At 71.6% G+C, this 20,674-nt stretch carries 21 protein-coding genes; 10 read left to right on the top strand and 11 right to left on the bottom strand.

Features of this window, described 5'->3' with window-relative positions; genetic code table 11:
- The first annotated feature begins 1 nt into the window (after window position 1).
- From ABZ915_RS17415 to ABZ915_RS17405, 3 genes are all read left to right on the top strand, one after another.
- Complete coding sequence (locus ABZ915_RS17415) at window positions 2–439, top strand: hypothetical protein (RefSeq protein ID WP_361802953.1); 438 nt, start codon at window positions 2–4, stop codon at window positions 437–439.
- 158 nt (window positions 440–597) lie between these two features.
- Window positions 598–1,041 carry a hypothetical protein gene (locus ABZ915_RS17410; protein ID WP_361802950.1) on the top strand — a complete coding sequence of 148 codons (444 nt, stop codon included), beginning with the start codon at window positions 598–600 and terminating at the stop codon, window positions 1,039–1,041.
- Between the two features lie 16 nt (window positions 1,042–1,057).
- Window positions 1,058–2,410 (top strand): site-specific integrase, encoded by a 1,353-nt coding sequence (locus ABZ915_RS17405; RefSeq protein ID WP_361802947.1) that lies wholly within the window; start codon window positions 1,058–1,060, stop codon window positions 2,408–2,410.
- Between the two features lie 75 nt (window positions 2,411–2,485).
- On the opposite strand, the gene ABZ915_RS17400 is transcribed toward ABZ915_RS17405, so the two are convergent.
- A complete protein-coding gene (locus ABZ915_RS17400; protein ID WP_361802944.1) occupies window positions 2,486–4,375 on the bottom strand; it encodes a rhamnogalacturonan lyase in 1,890 nt (629 codons plus the stop codon).
- 37 nt (window positions 4,376–4,412) lie between these two features.
- Window positions 4,413–5,381 carry a YafY family protein gene (locus ABZ915_RS17395; protein WP_361802941.1) on the bottom strand — a complete coding sequence of 323 codons (969 nt, stop codon included), beginning with the start codon at window positions 5,379–5,381 and terminating at the stop codon, window positions 4,413–4,415.
- 39 nt (window positions 5,382–5,420) lie between these two features.
- Here ABZ915_RS17395 and ABZ915_RS17390 point away from each other — a divergent pair, with 39 nt between their 5' ends.
- Both ABZ915_RS17390 and ABZ915_RS17385 read left to right on the top strand, forming a co-directional pair.
- Window positions 5,421–5,900 carry a hypothetical protein gene (locus ABZ915_RS17390; protein ID WP_361802938.1) on the top strand — a complete coding sequence of 160 codons (480 nt, stop codon included), beginning with the start codon at window positions 5,421–5,423 and terminating at the stop codon, window positions 5,898–5,900.
- A complete protein-coding gene (locus ABZ915_RS17385; RefSeq protein ID WP_361802935.1) occupies window positions 5,897–6,379 on the top strand; it encodes a hypothetical protein in 483 nt (160 codons plus the stop codon). The genes ABZ915_RS17390 and ABZ915_RS17385 overlap by 4 nt, the downstream gene beginning before the upstream one ends.
- Here the strand turns inward: ABZ915_RS17385 and ABZ915_RS17380 are convergent.
- From ABZ915_RS17380 to ABZ915_RS17370, 3 genes are all read right to left on the bottom strand, one after another.
- Window positions 6,342–7,091 (bottom strand): class I SAM-dependent methyltransferase, encoded by a 750-nt coding sequence (locus ABZ915_RS17380; protein WP_361802932.1) that lies wholly within the window; start codon window positions 7,089–7,091, stop codon window positions 6,342–6,344. The genes ABZ915_RS17385 and ABZ915_RS17380 overlap by 38 nt on opposite strands.
- 5 nt (window positions 7,092–7,096) lie before the next feature.
- Entirely contained in the window at window positions 7,097–7,402 is a 306-nt protein-coding gene (locus ABZ915_RS17375) for a 4a-hydroxytetrahydrobiopterin dehydratase (RefSeq protein WP_361802929.1), read from the bottom strand.
- A gap of 206 nt (window positions 7,403–7,608) precedes the next feature.
- Window positions 7,609–8,685, bottom strand: coding sequence for an ADP-ribosylglycohydrolase family protein (locus ABZ915_RS17370; RefSeq protein WP_361802926.1), 1,077 nt, complete (start codon window positions 8,683–8,685; stop codon window positions 7,609–7,611).
- A 29-nt stretch (window positions 8,686–8,714) separates the two neighbouring features.
- Here ABZ915_RS17370 and ABZ915_RS17365 point away from each other — a divergent pair, with 29 nt between their 5' ends.
- From ABZ915_RS17365 to ABZ915_RS17355, 3 genes are all read left to right on the top strand, one after another.
- Window positions 8,715–9,581: a helix-turn-helix transcriptional regulator gene (locus tag ABZ915_RS17365; protein ID WP_361802923.1), complete on the top strand. Its 867-nt coding sequence runs from the start codon at window positions 8,715–8,717 to the stop codon at window positions 9,579–9,581.
- 97 nt (window positions 9,582–9,678) lie between these two features.
- Entirely contained in the window at window positions 9,679–10,542 is an 864-nt protein-coding gene (locus ABZ915_RS17360) for a helix-turn-helix transcriptional regulator (RefSeq protein WP_361802921.1), read from the top strand.
- Window positions 10,543–10,679: 137 nt separating this feature from the next.
- The gene (locus ABZ915_RS17355) at window positions 10,680–11,495 is read left to right on the top strand and encodes an SAM-dependent methyltransferase (protein ID WP_361802918.1); all 816 of its coding nucleotides are present in this window, start codon (window positions 10,680–10,682) and stop codon (window positions 11,493–11,495) included.
- Window positions 11,496–11,521: 26 nt separating this feature from the next.
- Here the strand turns inward: ABZ915_RS17355 and dnaK are convergent, their stop codons facing one another.
- The 4 genes from dnaK to ABZ915_RS17335 all read right to left on the bottom strand — a co-directional run bounded on the left by dnaK (window position 11,522) and on the right by ABZ915_RS17335 (window position 16,705).
- Window positions 11,522–13,384 carry a molecular chaperone DnaK gene (gene dnaK, locus ABZ915_RS17350; RefSeq protein WP_361802915.1) on the bottom strand — a complete coding sequence of 621 codons (1,863 nt, stop codon included), beginning with the start codon at window positions 13,382–13,384 and terminating at the stop codon, window positions 11,522–11,524.
- Between the two features lie 152 nt (window positions 13,385–13,536).
- The gene (locus ABZ915_RS17345; protein WP_361802912.1) at window positions 13,537–13,962 is read right to left on the bottom strand and encodes an OsmC family protein; all 426 of its coding nucleotides are present in this window, start codon (window positions 13,960–13,962) and stop codon (window positions 13,537–13,539) included.
- Window positions 13,963–14,090: 128 nt separating this feature from the next.
- Window positions 14,091–16,190, bottom strand: a complete 2,100-nt coding sequence (locus ABZ915_RS17340; protein WP_361802909.1) for a phage holin family protein — start codon at window positions 16,188–16,190, stop codon at window positions 14,091–14,093.
- An 83-nt stretch (window positions 16,191–16,273) separates the two neighbouring features.
- Window positions 16,274–16,705: a hypothetical protein gene (locus ABZ915_RS17335; protein WP_361802906.1), complete on the bottom strand. Its 432-nt coding sequence runs from the start codon at window positions 16,703–16,705 to the stop codon at window positions 16,274–16,276.
- Window positions 16,706–16,789: 84 nt separating this feature from the next.
- On the opposite strand from ABZ915_RS17335, the gene ABZ915_RS17330 reads away from it, so the two are divergent.
- Window positions 16,790–17,563 carry an MBL fold metallo-hydrolase gene (locus ABZ915_RS17330; RefSeq protein WP_361802903.1) on the top strand — a complete coding sequence of 258 codons (774 nt, stop codon included), beginning with the start codon at window positions 16,790–16,792 and terminating at the stop codon, window positions 17,561–17,563.
- Complete coding sequence (locus ABZ915_RS17325; RefSeq protein ID WP_361802900.1) at window positions 17,560–18,186, top strand: VTT domain-containing protein; 627 nt, start codon at window positions 17,560–17,562, stop codon at window positions 18,184–18,186. Before ABZ915_RS17330 ends, ABZ915_RS17325 begins: the two co-directional genes overlap by 4 nt.
- A 41-nt stretch (window positions 18,187–18,227) precedes the next feature.
- On the opposite strand, the gene ABZ915_RS17320 is transcribed toward ABZ915_RS17325, so the two are convergent.
- Both ABZ915_RS17320 and ABZ915_RS17315 read right to left on the bottom strand, forming a co-directional pair.
- Window positions 18,228–19,304, bottom strand: a complete 1,077-nt coding sequence (locus ABZ915_RS17320; RefSeq protein ID WP_361802897.1) for an MBL fold metallo-hydrolase — start codon at window positions 19,302–19,304, stop codon at window positions 18,228–18,230.
- On the bottom strand, window positions 19,301–20,659 hold the full coding sequence (locus ABZ915_RS17315) for an aminotransferase class I/II-fold pyridoxal phosphate-dependent enzyme (protein ID WP_361802894.1): 1,359 nt from the start codon (window positions 20,657–20,659) through the stop codon (window positions 19,301–19,303). The genes ABZ915_RS17320 and ABZ915_RS17315 overlap by 4 nt, the downstream gene beginning before the upstream one ends.
- Window positions 20,660–20,674: the final 15 nt, after the last annotated feature.

The raw sequence follows: 20,674 nt of genomic DNA, 5'->3' as shown, positions 1-20,674 counted from the left end.
CATGACGGCGGCGGCCCCCACCTCCGACGCTGGCTCGACCGCGCCCACCACTCCCTTGGGCGCGCTGTCCCAGCTCGTCCAGGACGCACTCGACGCCGGCACCTCCCTTCGGCGCCTGGGCGAGCGGGCAGTCGATCCAGAGACCGGTGAGCCCATCTCGTGGCAGTACTTCCAGAAGCTCGTCAAGAACCCGCCCGCCAGCCCACCCGACCCCAGGCAGATGCGGGCCCTCGCCGCCGCGTTGAACAAGCCGTACCGGCGCATCCAGGAAGCCGCAGCCAAGCAGTGGCTGCAGTTCGAGGCAACGGAGTTTGCGGGTTACGGCGAGGACGTGAAGCTCATCGTTGCCCACCTCGCCGGGAAGTCGCCTACCGATGTCCGCCGCTGGCTACGAATGATCGAGGCGGAAGAGCGCGCGATTCGCGAGCTCGACGAGTAGAGCGGCCGTCAACCGCCTCCCGCCTCCAACCGCAAATGTCCGTAAGTAGACTTTTCCGCAACCGCTTGTTGACGACTTTCGGTAGACGTACTCTTCACCAACCGTGTACATCCGGCCGTTCTGGCTACATGTGCACCGTTGCAATGCGGGGAGGGTTCATGCTGCACGTCACCTACGAAGCCGTCAAAGACCTCCAGCCAGGAAGACTTGCACGGATAGACGAAGACCGCGGCAGGATCCGGGTCCTTCTCGACGAGAACGAGCCCCTCGCAGTCGTGATCCAGCAGCTCAACATAGAGATCGACAAGCTGCTGGCGAACCTCAACTGGTTTCAGCTGTGGGGTGATGAGATCATCTCCCGCGCCACCCCCAAGGCGCCCCTGCGGATCAAATACCTGCTCCAGCGGGAAGAGGAGGACGTCGCAGTCGTTGGCGAAGTCAAGGGCCTCGTACTGGTCTTCATCGACCCTGGCCTGACCACCGAGGAGTTCGCCGTGGCCATGAACCGGGCCACCAGGAAGTTCCTTGCGAGCGGACGCTGGTTCCAGCTGTACGGCGGTGAGATCGTCGACAATGGCCCGGAGAGCATGAGCAAGGTCTGAACGAACGGGGGCGTCGATGGCGGGCTACATCGAAGACCGCTGGTACAAGAAGGGCCCCGACGGCAAGCGCAACGTGCCGACTGAGCGTCACGGCCAGGGCAAGCGGTACAAGGTCGCCGGCATCCCCGGCGTGCGCGCGAGATCCTTCCCTGACAAGCAGCTCGCCGCGGCGAAGGCGTGGCTGGCGAAGGCGCAGACGGACAGCGGCCGGGGAGAGTTCTACGACCCGCGGGATGGCTCCATCACGCTCGACGACTACGTGCGCAACCACTGGTGGCCCACCACGCGGTATCCGCCGACCACGAAGGCCTCCGTGAAGTCGAAGGTGTTCAATCACATTCTTCCGCACATCGGCAGTCTCCCCCTGAACCGGATCGGCTTTGAAGAGGTCCGCTCCTGGCAGACGCGCGCCGAGCGGAACATCGACGCCAGCACCCTCGTCGTCACGTGGGCCCACTTCTCAACGATCATGCAGGCGGCGTACAAGGCCAAGCGCATCCCCGCGAACCCCTTCCGCGACGAAGACCTTAAGGCTCCGCGCCTGCCCAAGTCGAAGGCGCTGGCGTGGACGCAGGAGACTGTGCGTTCGGTGCGGCTGGCCCTGCCAGAGCGCTACCGCATCCTCGCCGACCTCGCCGTGGGGTCAGGGCTCAGGCAGGGCGAGGCCTTCGGCTTCTCCCCGGATGACATCAATGGCGAGGACATCAGCGTCGTCCGGCAGGTCATCAAGGTGAACGGGCGGTTCGGGTTCGCCCCTCCGAAGGGGAACAAGGAGCGCATCGCCCCGTGCCCCCCCGAGCTGGCTGAGGCCATCAAGGAGCACGCCAACCGATTCCCGACCCTGGACGTGACGCTGCCCTGGGTGGACCCGGACAGGCCCAACCTCGCGTGGGAGGACCGCCCCCGGAGGACCGTGCGTCTCCTCGTGACGACGCAGTTCACGAACGGCCTTCACGGCGGAGTCATCATCCGGGACTCATTCAACGACCGGCATTGGAAGCCGGCGTTGCTGGAAGCTGGGCTCATCTCACCGCCGGAGGTCACCCTCGTCGAGCCGAAGCGGGGGAAGAACCCGTGGCGCAAGGAGAAGTGGAACATGCCTCGAGAGTTCGGCTTCCACGTGCTGCGCCATACCTTCGCTAGCGTCGTCCTGGCCGAGGGTGAGACCATCACTCAGCTGGCTGCGTGGCTCGGGCACAGTGACCCGGCGTTCACGCTCAGGACTTACGTCCACTTCATGCCGAAGTCCGGCAGCCGCGGCCGGGCCGCTCTGGGACGGTTCATGGCCGGGGAGTTGGCCGAGACGGATGAGGCCCCCGAAGATGGCTCTCCAAGTGGATCTCCCCAGATTCTCCCCAACGCTGATTGATCATAGGTGAGGCGGCCGTTCCAGAGCGCTGGAAGGCCGCCTCTACCTGAACAGCCAAGAGGGCATCAATGCAGCTCAGGGGGTGTAGACGATAGGCCTCGGTGCCGTCGCCATCCCGTCGCCTATGAAGAAGCTCGGGTGGGGCGGTTGATTGTATGCGGTGTTCTGCCATGCGAGTGCCGTGCGGTACTGGGTGTCGTGCAGCAGCGTCGTGATGCGCGTGCCGGTCTCGTACGGCGTGGAGTAGATACGCAGCGCCGTGTTGTCGGTGGTGGGCCAGACGACCTCCTCGCGCCAGTCACCGAGGATGTCCCCGGACAGGGACGGGGTCGCCTTGGTGCTGTTGTTGGAGTGGACGCCGGATCCGGTCAGCAGCCGGGTGTCGGACGAGGTGCCGTACTTGTCGATGTGGGTGTCGTCGAGGAGTTCACGGACGGTGTCACCGTCCCACCAGCTCAGGAAGTTGGTGCTGCCCGGTTTGCGGCTCGTCACCACCGTGCCCTGCGGGTTGCGCACCCCGTCGGCGTGGGACGACCAGGACTCGGCGCCGGGGCTGCCCGCCCAGACGTCTCCCGAGACGCCCCTGCCGTTGTCGCCGTTCGCCGCCGTCGACCACAGGATCTGTCCGGTCTTCGCGTCCGCCATCCAGGACGCCGGCTTCGAGGAGTCCTCGTCGACCTTGAACTCCTCCAGGCCGGGCCGGGACGGGTCGAGGTCGCCGACGTGCATGGCGTCGCCGTGGCCGTTCTTCGTCGTCCACAGACCGTAGCCGTTGTCGTCGACGGCCATCGCCCCGTAGACGATCTCGTCCTTGCCGTCGCCGTCGACGTCCGCGACGGACAGCTGGTGGTTGCCCTGTCCGTCGTAGCCCTTGCCGCTGTTGGTGGAGGAGTTGGTGTCGAAGGTCCAGCGACGGGTGAAGGTGCCGCCCCGCCAGTCCCAGGCCGCGATCACGGTCCGGGTGTAGTAGCCGCGGGCCATGATGAGGGAGGGGCGGGAGCCGTCCAGGTAGGCGGTGCCCGCCAGGAAGCGGTCGACGCGGTTGCCGTAGGAGTCGCCCCAGGAGGAGACCGTGCCGCGTGCGGGGACGTAGTCTACGGTCTGCATCGCCTTGCCGCTCTGCCCGTTGAACATGGTCAGGTACTCGGGGCCGGAGAGGACGTATCCGCTGGAGTTGCGGTAGTCGGCCGCCGCGCTGCCGATGACGGTGCCGGTCCCGTCGACGGTGCCGTCGGCGGTCTTCATGGCGACCTCCGCCTTGCCGTCGCCGTCGTAGTCGTACACCTGGAACTGCGTGTAGTGGGCGCCGGAGCGGATGTTGCGGCCCAGGTCGATGCGCCACAGGCGGGTGCCGTCGAGCTTGATGCCGTCGAGGACGGTGTCGCCGGTGTATCCGGACTGCGAGTTGTCCTTGGCGTTGGTCGGCTGCCACTTCAGGACCAGGTCCAGCTGCCCGTCACCGTCGAGGTCGCCGACGGAGGCGTCGTTGGCCTCGTAGGTGTAGGCGACGCCGTCCGGTGTGGTGCCGCCGGCGGGCGGGGTGATGGGTACGTCCTTGTAGCCGGTGCGGAGTTGGAGGGCGTGCTCGGAGTCGGCCTGCTCCACGCCGTTCACGATGGCGCGGACCGTGTAGTCGGCGGAGGCGGGGGCGCCGGAGTGGAAGTAGTTCGTGGAGCCCGTGACCGGGCTGGAGTTGACCTTCGTGCCGGCCCGGTAGACGTTGAAGGAGATGGTGTCCGGGTCGGTGCCGAGCCAGCGCCAGCTGATCAGGTTGCCGCTGTCGGTGTGGACGCTGACCAGGCCGCGGTCCAGCTTCTCGACCTGCCGGGCGGTGGCGGCCTCGGCGCTGCCCGGGGTGAGGGCGGTCAGTCCGGCGCCGATCAGTGACGCCGCGGCCACCACGGCGGCGAGGACGGCACGGCGGCCACGCTGCCGGTGCCGTGTACGGGGGTGCGGGTGCTGCATGAGACGAACCTCCTGCGGAGAGGGACGGGTTCGCTTCTCAGTCGCCGCCGTGCGCCCGGGAGTTGCCGTACCGCTCGGCCAGCTCGGCCGCCGTCCGGGCGATCCGCTCGCGCAGTTCGGCGGGTTCGAGCACCTCGATGTCCGTGCCCAGGCGCAGAAACTCCCCGTGGGCGTGTTCGACGGACTCGATGGGGACGGTGGCCAGCGTCCAGCCGGACTCGTCCGTACGTCCGCCCGCGGCGACCGCCGCCGCGCCGGGTCCGGTGAGCCGGGCGCCGGGAGCGAGCCGGATGAGGGCCTCGGCCCGGTGCAGGCGGTCGTGGAAGTCGCGCTGGTACGCCGTCCAGTACGCGGCCAGGTCGAAGTCGTCGGGGCGGGTGAACTCCTCGTCACGGGCGGTGAGCCGGAGGATCTGGTCGACGCGGTAGGTGCGCGGGCCGGGGCCGGCGACGACGTACCAGCGGCCCGCCTTGAGGACGAGTCCGTACGGCTCCAGGCGGCGCTGCACGTCGGTGGGTTCCCGCCAACGTCGGTATACGACATCCAGTATGCGATTGTTCCATACGGCGTCGGCCACCATCGACAGGTACGGCGCCGGGTCGGCGTCCGCGTACCAGCCGGGCGTGTCGAGGTGGAAGCGGCCGCTGATCCGGTCGGCGTGGACGCGCAGTTCCGGCGGCAGGGCGGCGCGGACCTTGAGCTGGGCGGCGGCCAGGACCGGTCCGAGGCCGAGTTCGGCGGCGGGGCCGGGCGCCCCGGCGAGGAAGAGTGCCTCGGTCTCACCGGTGGTCAGGCCGGTGAGGCGGGTGCGGTAGCCGTCGAGGAGACGGTACCCGCCGGCGTGGCCCGCGTCCCCGTACAGCGGGACGCCCGCCGCGCTGAGCGCCTCGACGTCCCGGTAGACCGTGCGCACCGACACCTCCAGTTCCGCGGCGAGCTGGGCGGCGGTCATCCGGCCGCGGGTCTGGAGCAGCAGGACGATCGAGACGAGGCGGCTGGACTTCACTGACACAGGATGTCAGTGAAGCCGTCCTAGCGTCCGGTTATGGCCTTCACGGAGAAACTGCTGACCGTGCCGCCGCCGGTCGAGGTGGCCGGGCGGCGCGTCAAGCGCTACCACGTCACCGCCGACCCGGCGGGCATCGCGCCCGAGGTGGAGAAGGCGGCGTACGCGATCCTGCCGGAGCTGCTGCCCGAGCCGGACGGTACGCCGCCGGCGACGTTCGTCGTCCTCCACCGGGGAGGGGACGACGGCGCCTATCTGAACGCGTACAGCTGGGTGTGGGACAACGTGCTGCACTTCGGCGGCGCGGCGGCCGGCCAGCCGGTGCTCGGCTGTCCCGACGACGACCCGACGCACTTCGTCCGGCCCGGCATGCCGTGGATCGGCTGCGTCTGGGAACTGCCGCCCATCCTGCACGAACGCGACGCGTGGGTGCGCCACATGCTCGCACCCGAGCACCCGGACCTGGCCGCCTATCTGGCCGACACCCTGCCCCAAGGAACTACAGGAGACCGCTCATGAGCAGCCCGCACGACTTCGACTTCTTCCACGGCGAATGGACCGTCCTCCATCGCCGCCGCACGGACTTCCTCGATCCGGACAGCGGCTGGGAGGAGTTCCGGGCGACGAGCCGCTGCTGGCCCCTGTTCGGCGGGGCCGCCAACATCGACGAGATCGACATGCCGCACCTGGGCTCCAAGGGACTGACCCTGCGGCTGTTCGACCAGGAGAGCCGTCAGTGGTCGCTGAACTGGTCATCCAGCCGCAGCGGGAAGCTGTTCCCGCCGGTCGTCGGCCGGTTCGCGGACGGCCGGGGCGAGTTCCACGGAGACGACACGCACGACGGGAAGGACGTGCGGGTGCGGTTCGTGTGGTCGGGCACCTCCCCCGCCGCCGCCCGCTGGGAGCAGGCCTTCTCGGTGGACGGCGGGGAGACCTGGGTGACCAACTGGATCATGGAGTTCACCCGGCCGGAGGCTTCCGGAACGAGCGCACGCTGAAACAGGGGTCGGCCCGGGGCCGGTCCTGGTCCGGGAGGGCCGCCAGCCGCTCGGCGAACCGTTCGGTCAACGGATCGCCGGGCGGCAGTACCGTGAACCAGCCGCGGCGCAGGTCGGCGATGGTGCCGCGGGGGCTGCGGCCCTGTCCGAGGCCGCGGAAGGACGTCTGTCCGGCTGGGCGCAGACCGTGCCGGGCGGCATTCTCGGCGACCGCGCCGGCGGCGTCCCGGGCGGGGCGGCGCGGGCGCGGGGCGAGGACGGCGTCGACGTCGCTGCCGACGTCGTGCGCGGCCGCCTTGTCGACGGTGGTGACGTAGACGCCGCCGGGTCTGAGGACGCGGGCGCACTCCGCGACGACGCGGTCGGCGTCGGCGGGGTGATCCAGCAGGTGCAGCAGCCACACGCTGGTCACGGCGTCGAAGGTGCGGTCGGGGAAGGGCAGCCGGCGGCTGTCGGCCCGGACCACCGCGCCGGGCAGCCGGGCGGCGGCCATCCGGGTCATGCCCTGGGCCAGGTCCGCGCCGGTGACCCGCATGCCGGGCCGGGCCGCGGCCAGCCGGCGGGTGACCAGGCCCGTGCCGCAGGCGACGTCGAGGAGGCGGCGGGCGCCGTCGGGTATCAGCCCGAGGACGGCCTCGGCGGCCTCGGCGGCACGGGCCTCGCCGCCGCGCGTCGCGTCGTAGGCGTCGGCTTCTTTCTCGTAGTCGAGCACGTGGCTCAGTGTGCTTCGTGACCTGCGGCGAGTTCCTCGACCCGGCGGGCGAGTGCGAAGTCCTTCTCGGTGACGACGCCGCCCGCGCTGTGTGTGTTCACGGTGAGCGAGACCGTGTTGTATCCGAGGGTGAGGTCGGAGTGGTGGTCGAGTTCGTCCTGGACCTGGGCGATGTGCACGACCAGCGCCGTCGCCGCGAAGTGCGAGCCGAGCCGGTAGGAGCGGGCGAGGCGGTCGCCGTCGAGAGCCCAGCCGGGCAGTTCGGCCAGCTGGTCCTCGATCTCCTTCTGCGACAGCGGTTCGACGGCCATCCCTGGCTCCCTTCCTGGGTGTCGGGTACCTGTTCAGCCTGCCACAGGCGGGCCGTCGGGGCGCTGGTCAGGAAGGTGTTGCGGGGTGGCGTCGGAGTTCGGAGTGCTGATCGTCGACTGTGGACGATGATTGCAGACAATCATCGTCGACAATCGACCGTCATCGTCGACAATCGCCCGCCGAGGTCGACAGTCGACCGTCGGCGTCAGCCCCGTACACACTCCGCCGCCAGACCGTCCGCCAGCGCCGCGATCCGGTCCCGCCCCTCCACCTGCTCCACCCACGCGTGCGGCAGCCCGTGGTCGCCGTATCGGGCGCCCAGGATGTTCCCGCAGACGGAGCCGGTGGAGTCGCTGTCGCCCGAGTGGTTGACGGCGAGCAGCAGGGCGTCCTCGACGCGTGGTGCGGCGAGGGCGCTGTAGACGCCGATGGCGAGGGCCTCCTCGGCGATCCAGCCGGCGCCGAGTCTCTCCACTTTCTCGGGGGTGCCGTCCCCGTCGGCGGCCAGGTCGAGGGCCCGGGTCAGGGCGGCGGTGGTCTCCTCGTGGCCGGGGTGGCGGGCCAGCAGGCGCAGAGTGCGCAGGACGGCGCCCTCGACGGAGTCCCCGGCGACGATGTGGGACACGATCGCGGCGAGCGCGCCGGCCGCGTAGTAGCCGGTGGGGTGGCCGTGGGTCATCTGGGCGCAGCGGGCGGCGAGGCCGAAGGCGCTGCCGGCGTCGGCGCGGGTGAGGCCGAAGGGTGCCGAGCGCATGACGGCGCCGCAGCCCTTGGAGTCGGGGTTGACGGGTCCGGGCGGGCCGAGTTCCGCCCAGGGCTCGGGCACGAAGTCCTGGGCGAGTCCGGACAGGCAGGCGTTGCCGGGGGCGCGCCGGGCGTACAGCCAGGGTTCGGTGACGAGGCCGCCGCGGGAGCCGTCGTACGGGCCGCCGGGGCCGGGTTCGAGCTGGGTCTCCAGCCAGCGTGCGTAGGCGCGGCGCAGCAGGTGGGTCCAGCCGCCGCCGATGCCCTTGAGCCGTTCGCGTTCGACGGCCTGCCGGATGCCCTCGACGGTGAAGAGGGTCATCTGGGTGTCGTCGCTGATGCGGCCGGTGACGCCGTCGGTGTCGGGGAGGAGTCCGGTCACGCCGCGCGGGCCGTGTGCGGCGCGGATGGCGTTCAGGGAGCTGAACTCGACGGGGTAGCCGAGGGCGTCGCCGAGTGCTCCGCCGAGGAGGCAGCCGCGGACTCTGGCCCGGTACACCGCCGTGGCCTCCCAGGACAGCTTCCGGGGGTCGTTCATGCGCATGCTCGTCGACTACGGTCGTACGTATGACCATTGCGTCCTCGCGTCGTCCCACCGCCCCGGCCGGGCCCCCTGCCGTGTCCGGCACCGCGACCGCCGTGCTCCCCGCCGACAAGGGAGTTGGGCCGCTGCTGCGGGCCTGGCGGGAGCGGCGGCGGATCAGTCAGCTGGAGCTGGCGCTGCGTGCCGACTCCTCCGCCCGGCACATCAGCTTCGTGGAGACGGGCCGGTCGCGGCCGAGCGAGGAGATGGTGCTGCGGCTGGCCGAGCACCTGGACGTGCCGGTGCGGGAGCGCAACGCGCTGCTGCTGGCGGCCGGTTACGCCCCGCACTATCCCGAAACCCCTTTGAACGACCCGGGGTTGGACGCGCTGAGGGACGGAATGGAGCGGCTGATCACGGGTTATGAGCCGTATCCGGCGCTGGTGGTCGACGCGACGTACACGGTCGTCGCCGCCAACCGGGGCATCGCGATGCTGCTGGAGGGCGTACCGGAGTCGCTGCTGGTGCCGGCGCCGAACGCGATGCGGCTGACTCTGCATCCGGAGGGGCTGGCGCCGCGTATCCGTAACCTGAGGGAGTGGCGCGGGCATCTGCTGGCCCAGATGGAGCGGCAGATCGCGCTGCACCGCTCGGACGCGCTGCGCGCGCTGTACGAGGAGGTGGCCGCCTATCCGGTGCCCGAGGCGGGGCACGCGGACGAACCAGCCGAGCCGGTGGCGTACTTCGCGCTGCCGATGCGGATCGAGCACGAGGGCCGGGTCCTGTCCTTCGTGTCCTCGATCTCCACCTTCAACACACCGATGGACGTGACGGTCGCCGAGCTGGCGATCGAGACGTTCCTGCCGGCGGATCCGGCGACGGCCAAGTACTTGCACTCGCTGCTCGGTTGACCGGAGTTGTGAGGTCCCTTTCGGCGTCGACCAGGTGTGCGAGCCCGTCTCGCATGGCACACTGCTCGCGTACTTGGGCGCGTAGGGGAGGCGTGGCGTGAGTGAGCGGCGGGCTGCGCCCACCGTGGGCCAGGTGGTGCTCGGCAAGCGATTGCAGGAGCTGCGGGAGGCGGCCGGGCTGGGGCGTGACGAGGCGGCCCGGGTGCTGCGGGTGGCGTCGGCGACCGTGCGGCGGATGGAGATGGCCGAGGTCGCGCTGAAGATCCCGTACGTGCAGGTGCTGCTCGCGACGTACGGTGTGGCCGAGGAGGAGGCCACGGCGTTCGTGACGCTGGCCGAGGAGGCGAACCAGCCCGGCTGGTGGCAGCGGTTCCATGACGTGCTGCCGGACTGGTTCAGCATGTACGTGAGCCTGGAGGGTGCCGCCCAGGTCATCCGCTGCTACGAGCCGCACTTCGTGCCCGGTCTGGTGCAGACGGAGGCGTACGCGCGTGCGGTGATGGAGGCGGGCACGATCGGCCAGACGGGGCCGGAGACGATCGAGCGCCATGTGTCGCTGCGGATGGCCCGGCAGGGGTTGTTGGAGCGGGAGGATCCGCCGCACCTGTGGGTGATCATGGATGAGACGGTGCTGCGGCGGCCGGTGAGCGCGCACGCCGAGGTGATGCGGGACCAGTTGGACAAGCTGCTGGAGTACGCCGAGCGCGACCGCGTCACGATCCAGGTCGCCGAGTTCGCGAACGGGCCGCACCCGGGGACGTACGCGCCGTTCTCGCTGTTCCGTTTCGCCGAACCGGAGTTGCCGGACATGGTCTACACCGAGTATCTGACCGGCGCCCTGTACCTGGACTCCCGCAAGGAGGTCTCCGCGCACCTGGAGGTCCTCGACCACATGACGGCGCGCGCCGCATCGGTACAACGGACCCGGAAGATCCTTCAGGAGTGCCGTGCGACGTACTGATCCCGCATCCCGCATCCCGCATCACGCGTCCCGAATCCGGCCCCGTCACCGCGCACCGTCCGACCGATCCACACAGCCCCCTCCGGCTCAGCCGATTCAGCGGACTCAGCCGACTCACGCCGAGGAGCACACACCGCATGACCGGATCCGACGCCGCAGTCCCGCGCATCGACACCAGCCGGCCCCATCCGGCTCGTGTGTACGACTGGTGGCTGGGCGGCAAGGACAACTACCCGGTGGACGAGGAACTGGCGCGGAAGATCCTCGCCGTGGACGGCACCGTGGTGCGCGGGGCGCGCGCCAACCGCCGGTTCATGCAGCGGGCGACCCGTGCGGTGGCCGAGGCGGGGGTGCGGCAGTTCCTCGACATCGGTACCGGTATTCCCACGGAGCCGAACCTGCACCAGGTGGCCCAGCGAGTGGCTCCGGAGTCCAGGGTCGTGTACGCGGACAACGACCCGATCGTGCTGCGGCACGCCCAGGCGTTGCTGCGCGGCTCCGCCGAGGGCCGCACCGATTATGTGCACGCGGACGCTCGCGAGCCCGACACCATCCTGCGGCTGGCCGCCGAGTCCCTGGACTTCTCCCGGCCCGTCGCGCTGTCGCTGGTCGCGCTGACGCACTATCTGGGTGACGCGGTCGACGGGGACGACGTGCACGGTTTGCTCAAACGGTACGTCGACGCCCTCGCTCCCGGCAGCTACCTGATTCTGTCCCAGGTCACTCCGGATCTGAACCCGGCGGCCATCGAGAAGGCCGCCGGCTTGTTCCGCCGCAACGGCACCCCGTTCCACCCGCGCGCCCTCGCCGAGTTCTCCCGTTTCTTCGAGGGGCTGGAGCTGCTGGGCCCCGGGGTCATCCCGGTCACCGGCTGGCGGCCGGAGCCCGAGGACGTGGTGGCCCAGGCGGAGGGCATCGTGCCGGTGTACGCGGGGGTGGCCCGCAAGCCCTGAACCCGGCCCTGAGCCCAGTCCTCAGCCTAGGCCGCTCCGCCCTTGGTGTTCTTGTCGTCGTCGACGATCTCCGCGTCCACCACGCCGTCGTCGTCCTGGTGTGCGGTGTGCTGTTCGGCGGTGTCCGTGGGGGTCTGCTGGGCCTGGGCGTACATGGCCTGCCCCATCTTCTGGCTGACGGTGGCGAGTTTCTCGACGCCGGTGCGCAGGGCACCGGTTTCGGCGTTCTGTTCCAGCAGGCTTCTGACGTCCGCGCACGCCGACTCGACCTCGGGTTTGGTGTCGGCCGGGATCCTGTCGCCGTTGTCGCGCAGGAACTTCTCGGTCTGGTAGACGAGTTGTTCGGCCTGGTTGCGGGTCTCGGCGGCCTCGCGGCGCTTGCGGTCCTCCTCGGCGTACTGTTCGGCCTCGCGCATCATGCGGTCGATGTCGTCCTTGGGCAGGGCCGAGCCTCCGGTGACGGTCATCTTCTGTTCGCGGCCGGTGGCGAGGTCCTTGGCGGAGACGTGCATGATCCCGTTGGCGTCGATGTCGAAGGCGACCTCGATCTGGGGGACGCCGCGCGGGGCGGGCGGCAGGCCGCTGAGGTCGAAGACGCCGAGCTTCTTGTTGTAGGCGGCGATCTCGCGTTCGCCCTGGTAGACCTGGATGCCGACCGAGGGCTGGTTGTCGGTCGCGGTGGTGAAGATCTCCGAACGGCGGGTGGGGATCGTGGTGTTGCGTTCGATCAGTTTGGTCATGATGCCGCCCTTGGTCTCGATGCCCAGGGACAGCGGGGTGACGTCGAGGAGGAGTACGTCCTTGACGTCGCCGCGGATGACGCCCGCCTGGAGGGTGGCGCCGACGGCGACCACCTCGTCGGGGTTGACGCCCTTGTGCGGGTCCTTGCCGGTGAGTTCCTTGACGAGGTCGGTGACCGCGGGCATACGGGTGGAGCCGCCGACGAGGATGACGTGGTCGATCGCGGACAGTTGGACGCCGGCGTCCGTGACGGCCTGGTGGAAGGGGGTCCTGCACCGGTCGAGCAGGTCGGCGGTCAGCTCCTGGAACTGAGCCCGTGTCAGTTTCTCCTCCAGGTGCAACGGGCCCTCGGCGGAGGCGGTGATGTAGGGCAGGTTGATGCCGGTCTCGGAGGACGACGACAGTTCGATCTTGGCTTTCTCGGCGGCCTCGCGCAGTCGCTGCACGGCCATCTTGTCGCCGGTGAGGTCGATGCCGTACTGCCCCTTGAACCGCCCGGCGAGGTGTTCGACGATCCGCTGGTCCCAGTCGTCGCCGCCGAGGTGGGTGTCGCCGTTGGTGGCCTTCACCTCGATGACGCCGTCGCCGATCTCCAGGAGGGAGACGTCGAAGGTGCCGCCGCCGAGGTCGAAGACGAGGACGGTCTGCTCCTCGCCGCGGTCGAGGCCGTAGGCGAGGGCGGCGGCCGTCGGCTCGTTGATGATCCTGAGGACCTTCAGGCCGGCGATCTCCCCGGCCTCCTTGGTGGCCTGCCGCTGGGCGTCGTCGAAGTACGCCGGTACGGTGATCACCGCGTCGGTGACGTCCTCGCCGAGGTAGGCCTCCGCGTCCCGCTTGAGTTTCTGGAGCACCCGCGCCGACAGTTCCTGGGCGCGGTAGCGGGTGCCGTCGACGGAGCCCTGTTCGGGGAAGCGCCAGTCGGGGTCGCCCATGTGCCGTTTCACCGAGCGGGCGGTGCGTTCGACGTTGGTGACGGCCTGCCGTTTGGCGACCTCGCCGACGAGTACCTCGCCGTTCTTGGCGAAGGCGACGACCGACGGTGTGGTCCGCGCGCCCTCGGCGTTGGCGACGACGGTGGGCTCACCGCCTTCCAGGACGGCCACCACCGAGTTCGTGGTTCCGAGATCGATTCCCACCGCGCGTGCCATCTGCTCTCCCCTTCCGCCAGGGCGCCGGCTCGTTCCGCCTTCCCAGCACAGGATGCGAGTGGGCCGTTGTCAATGGCGGGTACCCCCGGGGGCGCGGACAAGACGGTGCCGCGCCCCGGTCGCGGGGCGCGGCACAGGTCCAGGGGCAGGAGTCAGGCGAGCTTCGCCGTCAGGGTGATGGTGGTGCCGGTGAGGGCCTGACTGACGGGGCAGTTCTTCTTGGCGTCCTCGGCGGCGGCGACGAACGCGTCGTTGTCGAGGCCGGGAACGGTGCCCTCGACGGTGAGGTGGATGCCGGTGATGCCCTCGCCCGGCTGGAAGGTGACGTCGGCGGAGGTGACGAGCTTGGTGGGCGGGGTGCCGGCGCCGGTCAGGCCGTGCGACAGCGCCATGGAGAAGCAGCTGGAGTGGGCGGCGGCGATCAGCTCCTCGGGGCTGGTCTTGCCGTTCGCCTGTTCGGCGCGCGACGGCCACGACACCGGCTGCTGGCCGATGCCGGAGGAGTCGAAGGTGACGACGCCGTTGCCCTCGAGCAGGTTGCCTTCCCAGACGGTGTGTGCGGTGCGCGTGGTTGCCACGGTGTGTCCTTTCGCGTGTGATCCCGGGTCCGGGATCCGTTGTCCGGGTGCGTCGCCCCCATCCGATCACATTCCGGCCCGTCGTACCCGCAGGACCCCGTTCACCCCGGGTGAACGGCGAGCGGTGCTCAGGCGGCCCTGCTGTTCCGCTCCGTCTGCGCTTCGGCGTCCGTGACCGGCACCTCGGGTCCGTTGGACTCGCGCAGCCAGCGGCGCAGGACGCGGTGCACCTGCTCGGCGCCGGTGATCCGCTCCCCGTCGTCGACGGGCGGGGACAGGGCGAGCGGGGACAGCAGGAACGGGCGGGCCTGGGTGCCGCCGAGGCCGCCGTGGGAGCCGATCTGCTCCTCGAAGGCGAGGACTTCGCCGTCGGCGGGGTCGTGGAAGGAGTTGACCATGATGTCGGCGGTGTGCGGGAAGGAGTGGGTGCGGCGGACGGCGTCGGCGGCGCCGGGGCCGAAGACGGCCAGCGGGCCGGGTTCGTCGTCGAGTCGCCCGAGGGGGATCTCCGCGCCGTACGCGCCGAGCACCACGCCGTCGTGTTCTGCGCTGCGGACCAGCAGGAAGCCGATGCCGGGATGGTTGGCGAGGGTGGCGAGCAGGGCGGGGTGGCGGGCGTCGATCTCCTCCTTGGTCATGCGGTGCGGGACGTCCGGGAAGGAGATCAGACCGAGGTTGCCGGAGGCCAGCACGATCGGCTCCGAGTGGCGGGCGGGGCGGTTGCGTTCGCCGCGGGTCTCGGCCGGGCGGCGCAGGGCGGCGCGGACGGCGGCGCGGGCCTCGGCGCCGCTGTGGGTGCGTTCGGCCTTGCGCGGGACGGGCAGGCCGCAGCCGGCGCGGACGAGGTCGGCGAGGGTGAGGCCGTAGCGGGCGCGGAAGGTTTCACCGGGGCTCTGTCCGTGGTCGGACAGGACGACGATCCGGTAGGGGCGGGGGGCGTGTTCGGCGACGTTCTCGATCAGGGCGAGGGAGCGGTCCAGCCGGGCCAGGACCTTCTCGGCGTCCCGGCTGCGCGGCCCGGAGTGGTGGGCGACCTCGTCGTAGGCGACGAGGTCGGCGTAGACGGCGGTGCGGCCGGCGAGCATGTCGCCCATGACGGCGGTGACGACGACGTCCCGTTCGACGACGGTGGCGAAGGCGCGCACGAACGGGTAGAGGCCGCCGCGGCCCACGCGCGGCCGCTGCTTGCGCATCCTGGCGTGGGTGGACTGGCCGATCTCGCGGGCGACCTCGGCGATGAAGGACAGGGCGGTGCGGACGGCGTTGGCGGGGTCGGAGAAGTACGCGAAGTAGCCGGCCCGCGAGCGGTTCTCACGGCCGCGGCGGCGGGTGGCGATGGACAGCACGAGGGCCTGTTCGTCGGCGCCGCCGCTGAAGAGGTTGCCGCGGCTGGCGCCGTCGACGGTGAGCAGTCCGCCGTCGCCTGTATGCGATGTCGCGCGGCGTTGCAGTTCGGCGGCACTCGTCGGTCGATTGCATACCATCACCTCGCCGCGGTCCTTCTCGTACCAGCGGAAGGCGGGGACGTCGTAGGTGCTGCCGTGCAGGATGCCGAGCTGGCTGGCGCCGGTCTGGCTGGACCAGTCGGTGTGCCAGGGGGTGAGCCGGTGGGTGGGCCGCGCGCCGTCGCCGGCGGCGAGCCAGCGGCCGACGGTGGGCATCACGCCCTTGGCGACGGCGTCGCAGAGGACGTCGTGGCCGACGCCGTCGAGCTGGACGAAGACGGTGCCGGGGCCGGCCGGGCAGGGCGGGCGGGTTCTTCGGCGGCGGTCGGCGAGCCGGTGGAGCCTGCGCCGGTAGGCCTCGTCGTCGCGGACGGTGAGGGCGGCGCCGGTCGCGGAGGCGACCGCGGACATCACGGCGGCGACGATGACGGCGGTCTCGGGTGCGGCCTCGCTGTCGCCGGAGGGGTTGATCCGCAGGGCGAGCAGCAGCAGCGAGCCGTTGAGGAAGAACACCAGCAGGCCGAGGACGAGCGCGGGCACGAGCAGCAGCAGCCGTACGAGGAGGGGCCAGACGACGGCCGACAGGACACCGAAGGCGCCGGCGCCGAACGCGGCGGTGACGGCGATACGGGTCGTGCTGTCGCCGTCGGTGGACTGGAGCTGGAAGTCGGGCAGCAGGCCGGCGAGAACGAGCATGGTGAAGGTGGAGACCGCCCACACCGCGATGCTCCGCCCGATCTGACCGGCGATCCGCCGCCACCGCCCGCCACGCACGCCCCGCACCCCTTTGACGTCCTCGGCCCGCGGCCGCCGCGGGCGTTCGGTCCCCCACCCTGTCATACGGGCCGGGCGACCGCCGCGCGCGGTTACCGGCCGTCGTAGCCGGCGGTCGGCATCGACAGCCGGCGGTGCACCTGTGCCTTCATCTGCGCGTCGTAGCGGGGTTCGGCCCGTCCGACGGTCTCCACGCGCACTCCGCGCCGGCTCGCTTCGGCGGTGAACTCCTCGACGGAGGACAGCGCGGACTCCAGGACGCGGCGGCTGGGGGCGACGAACAGGTCGAGTCCGGGGCGGACGCCGTCCCAGAGCGCCGCGTGGTCGTGGCGCAGCCGTCGTACGAGGAGTTCGCGGGCGACGACGTAGCCGTGCTCGGCGGCCCAGCGGGCGCACATCGCGTGCTGGCTGCGGGAGTCGACGAGGAAGGGGTCGATCTCCAGCTCCTCCAGGGGAGTCAGGCTGGCGATCGCGGTGACCCGTACCAGCGCGGCCCTGCCGGAGGCAACCCGTAGCTGTCCCATGGCGTCCCCCCTCACCTCCGGGTTTTCCCGCCGACCCTACTCCTGCCCGTAGGCTTCGGGGAGTCGCGCGAAGGAGGCAAAGCGGTGCCGGTGGAGATCACCTGGTGGGGCCATGCCACCTGCACGGTCGAGGACTCGGACACGCGCGTGCTCACCGATCCCCTGTTCGCCCGCCGGCTCGCGCATCTGCGCCGGCGCCGGGGTGCGCTGCCGCCGCCGGGGGCGTGGCACGCGGACGTGGTGCTGGTGTCGCATCTGCACGCCGACCATCTGCATGTGCCGTCGCTGGCGCGGCTCGCGCCGGGCACGCGCCTGCTCGTGCCCCGGGGCGCGCCCCATGCGGTGCCGGGGCTGCGCCGGCTCGAGGGGCTGCGGATCACCGAGGTGGTGCCCGGGGACCGGGTGGAAGTGGGTCCGCTGGTGGTGCGGGCGGTGTCCGCGCGGCACGACGGGCGGCGGCTGCCGGTGGGTCCGCATCGCTCCCCCGCGCTCGGGTATGTCGTCCAGGGTGAGGCGCGGACGTACTTCGCGGGGGACACGGGCCTGTTCGAGTCGATGGCCGAGGAGGTCGGGCCGGTGGACGTGGCACTGCTGCCGGTGGGCGGCTGGGGCCCGCATCTCGGTGAGGGGCACCTGGACGCGGGGCGGGCGGCGCGCGCGCTGGCCGGGCTGGCGCCGCGGGCCGCGGTGCCGGTGCACTACGGGACGTACTGGCCGATCGGCATGGACGCGGTGCGCCCGCACGAGTTCCACGCGCCGGGTGACGAGTTCGTGCGGCGGGCGGCCCTGCACGCGCCGGAGGTGATGGTGCACCGGCTCGGGCACGGGGAGAGCGTGCGCCTGGAGGTCGCCCGGTGATACGGCTCGCCGCCGTGGTCACGGTCGTGCCGGCCGAGTCGACCCAGCAGGCCGTCGGGTATCCGTCGTTGTTCCTGCTGGTGCTGATCGGGGCGCTGGTGCCCGTGGTGCCGACGGGGGCGCTGGTGAGTTCCGCCGCGGTGGTGGCGTTCCATCAGACGGCGCCGTTCTCGCTGGCGCTGGTGTTCGTGACGGCGTCGCTGGCGGCGTTCCTCGGGGACGCGGCGCTGTACTGGCTGGGGCGGCGCGGAATGGGGTCGAGGAACGGGTCGCGGTGGCTGGCGGCGATCCGGGCGCGGGCGCCGGAGGACCGGCTGACGCAGGCGCAGGAGAAGCTCGCCGAGCACAATGTGGCGGTGCTGGTGCTGTCCCGGCTGGTGCCGGCCGGGCGGATACCGGTGATGCTGGCCTGTCTGATGGCCGAGTGGCCGCTCGGACGGTTCGCACGGGGCAATCTGCCCGCGTGCCTGGCCTGGGCGGCGACGTACCAGGTGATCGGGATCCTCGGCGGGTCGCTGTTCCCCCGCCCGTGGGAGGGTGTGGTCGCGGCGGTCGCGCTGACCGTGCTGGTCGGCGCGACGCCGAGTGTGTGGCGCAGGGCCCGCCGGGCCGTCAAGGCCTGAGGGGCCGACGGGCGCTCACGGCCCGCGGGTTCGACGGGCCGTCACGGAAGGATCCGTGAGCCTCCCACCGGCAGGTCCCACAGGTCCTCCCGGTCCAGTCCCGCCTTCTCCCAGGCCGCGTGTACGCGCGTGAGCGGTTCCAGGACCGGCTCCGCCGACAGGACGAAGGTGCCCCAGTGCATGGGGGCCATGCGCCGCGCGCCCAGGTCCAGGGCGGCCTGCACCGCCTCCTCCGGGTCGCAGTGGACGTCGCTGAGCCACCAGCGCGGATCGTAGGCGCCGATGGGCAGCAGGGCGAGGTCTATGCCGGGGTAGCGGCGGCCTATGCGGGAGAACCAGTGGCCGTACCCGGTGTCGCCGGCGAAGTGGACGCGCTGTCCGTCGGCGGAGCTGAGGACCCAGCCGCCCCACAGGCTGTGGCAGGTGTCGGTGAGGGTGCGCTTGGACCAGTGGTGGGCGGGCACGAAGTCGAAGCGGACACCGGTCAGTTCGGCCGCCTCCCACCAGTCCAGTTCGGTGATGGCGGTGAACTTGCGGCGGCGGAACCAGCTGCCGAGGCCGGCGGGCACGAACACGGGCGTGTCGCGCGGGAGTCGGCGCAGGGTGGGGGCGTCCAGATGGTCGTAGTGGTTGTGGCTGATGACGACCGCGTCGATGCGCGGCAGTTCCTCCCAGGCGACGCCCACGGGCGTGATGCGGGCGGGGGTACCGAGGATGCGGCGGGACCAGACGGGGTCGGTCAGGACGGTCAGCCCGCCGATGGACACCACCCAACTGGCGTGGCCCGCCCAGGTGACGGCGACGGTGCGGGCGTCCACGCGCGGCGGCGGACCGGGGGCGTAGGGCAGCCGGGGGATGTCGGCGAGGCCCTCCTTGCCGGGGCGCACGGCACCTTCGCGGGCGAAGCGGGCGATGGCCTTGAGGCCGGGCAGCGGAGCGGTCAGCCGGTCGTGGAAGGTCCGCGGCCACACCCGGGTCTCGCCCAGGGGACGGGGCGCGGCGAGCGGGGGGCAGGGAGGTGTGAGGGGGGACGTGGCCGTCGGGTGGTCGGCTTCCGTGGTGGCGGTGGTGGCGGTGGGGACGGCGGTGGTGGTGGTCGACTCGGACTGCTGCGTCATCGAGGAGGCTCCCATCGCTGGGCGTCGTCGCGGAGATCGTCGAAGACCGACCTCAAGGAGATCAACGCGCGTTGCACGTGTGGCAGTTCCAACGGCGCGGGTGCCGTGAGGCATTCCGTGCGTTCCTCGTCCGTGCCGCCCAGCAGCGGCCCGGTGGCGAGGCGCACGCGCAGTGCCGCCAGGTCGTCGCCGAAGCGATGGCCGCCGGGAGCGGGCATGCCGAGCCGGGCGGTGAGGAAGTCCTCCAGTTCCTGCGCGTCGCCGACGCCTTGCGCGGCGAGCGCGGCGCGCAGCGGTTCGAGATCGGCGTACAGGTGCCGGCCGGCCTGGGGCGGCCGGGCCAGGGCGCCCGCGGCGGTGACGGCGGCGTGCGCGGCGGCGGCCACGCGCGCGTGCAGCCGTACGGCGGCGGCGCGGCGTTCGGTGACGGGCTCGGGTTCGTCCAGCGCGTACCCGGCGGCGGCCGCGACCGGCCCGGCGACGCTCGCGCCCAGCGCGGTGAGGACGTCGAGCACGCGCGCGTGGAGCCCCGCTCCGGTGTCCGAGGCGGGGAAGCGGGCGACGGCCGCGGGCCAGCCGGGCGGCAGCAGGGAGCCGGCGAGGTCGGTGACGACGCTGACGTGGTCGGGCAGCATCTCGGCCGGGCTGAGCAGCACGGTGTCGTGCGCGGCGTGCAGGGTGTCGCGCCAGGTCTCGTCGCTGACCAGGTGCAGTCCCTCACCGACGGCGGCCTCAAGGGTCTCGTGCAGCAGTTCGGGCGGTGCGACGGTGGCGGTGGGGTCGTCGGCGACGGAGAGCACGAGCAGCCGCGGGTCGCCGCCTTCGGCACGGACGCGGCGTACGGTCTCCAGCAGCGCGTACGGGTCGGGCACACCGCCGGACTCGGCGGGGGTGGCGACGTGGAAGGCGGGCCTGCCGAGCAGGCGCGCGTACGGTGCCCACCAGGCGGCGCAGGGCCGGGGCACGAGAACGTCGCCGCCCTGCGCGGCGGTCAGCGCGAGCAGCAGCGACGGCGCGCCGGGGCCGGCCGCCGCCTGGCCGGGCTGCGTGGGAAGGCCGCGCCGCGTCCAGTAGCCGCACGCCGCCTCCAGCAGTGCCGGGCCGCCGCCGGCCGGCTGGCCCTCGGCGCGGCCCGCGGCGGCGGCGAGCACGGCGGACAGTTCGGGCAGGACGGGCAGTCCGTCGCCGGGCAGGGCCGGGCCGTAGCGCACCGGGCCGTGGCCTTCGGGGGCGTGGCTTTCGGGGCTGCGGCCTTGGGGGCTGTGGCTTTGGGGGTTGTGGGCACCGGCGTTCCGGCCGCCGGTGCCCGGGTCGGAACGGACGGAGCCGTCGTCTTCCGGGTCCGTCCGCCGCATGTCCGCCTCCGCGCT

This window comes from Streptomyces sp. NPDC046915 (assembly GCF_040644935.1).
GTDB lineage: Bacteria > Actinomycetota > Actinomycetes > Streptomycetales > Streptomycetaceae > Streptomyces.
Note: the sequence above shows the minus strand (reverse complement) of the source record. Positions and strands in the feature narration are given on the sequence as shown.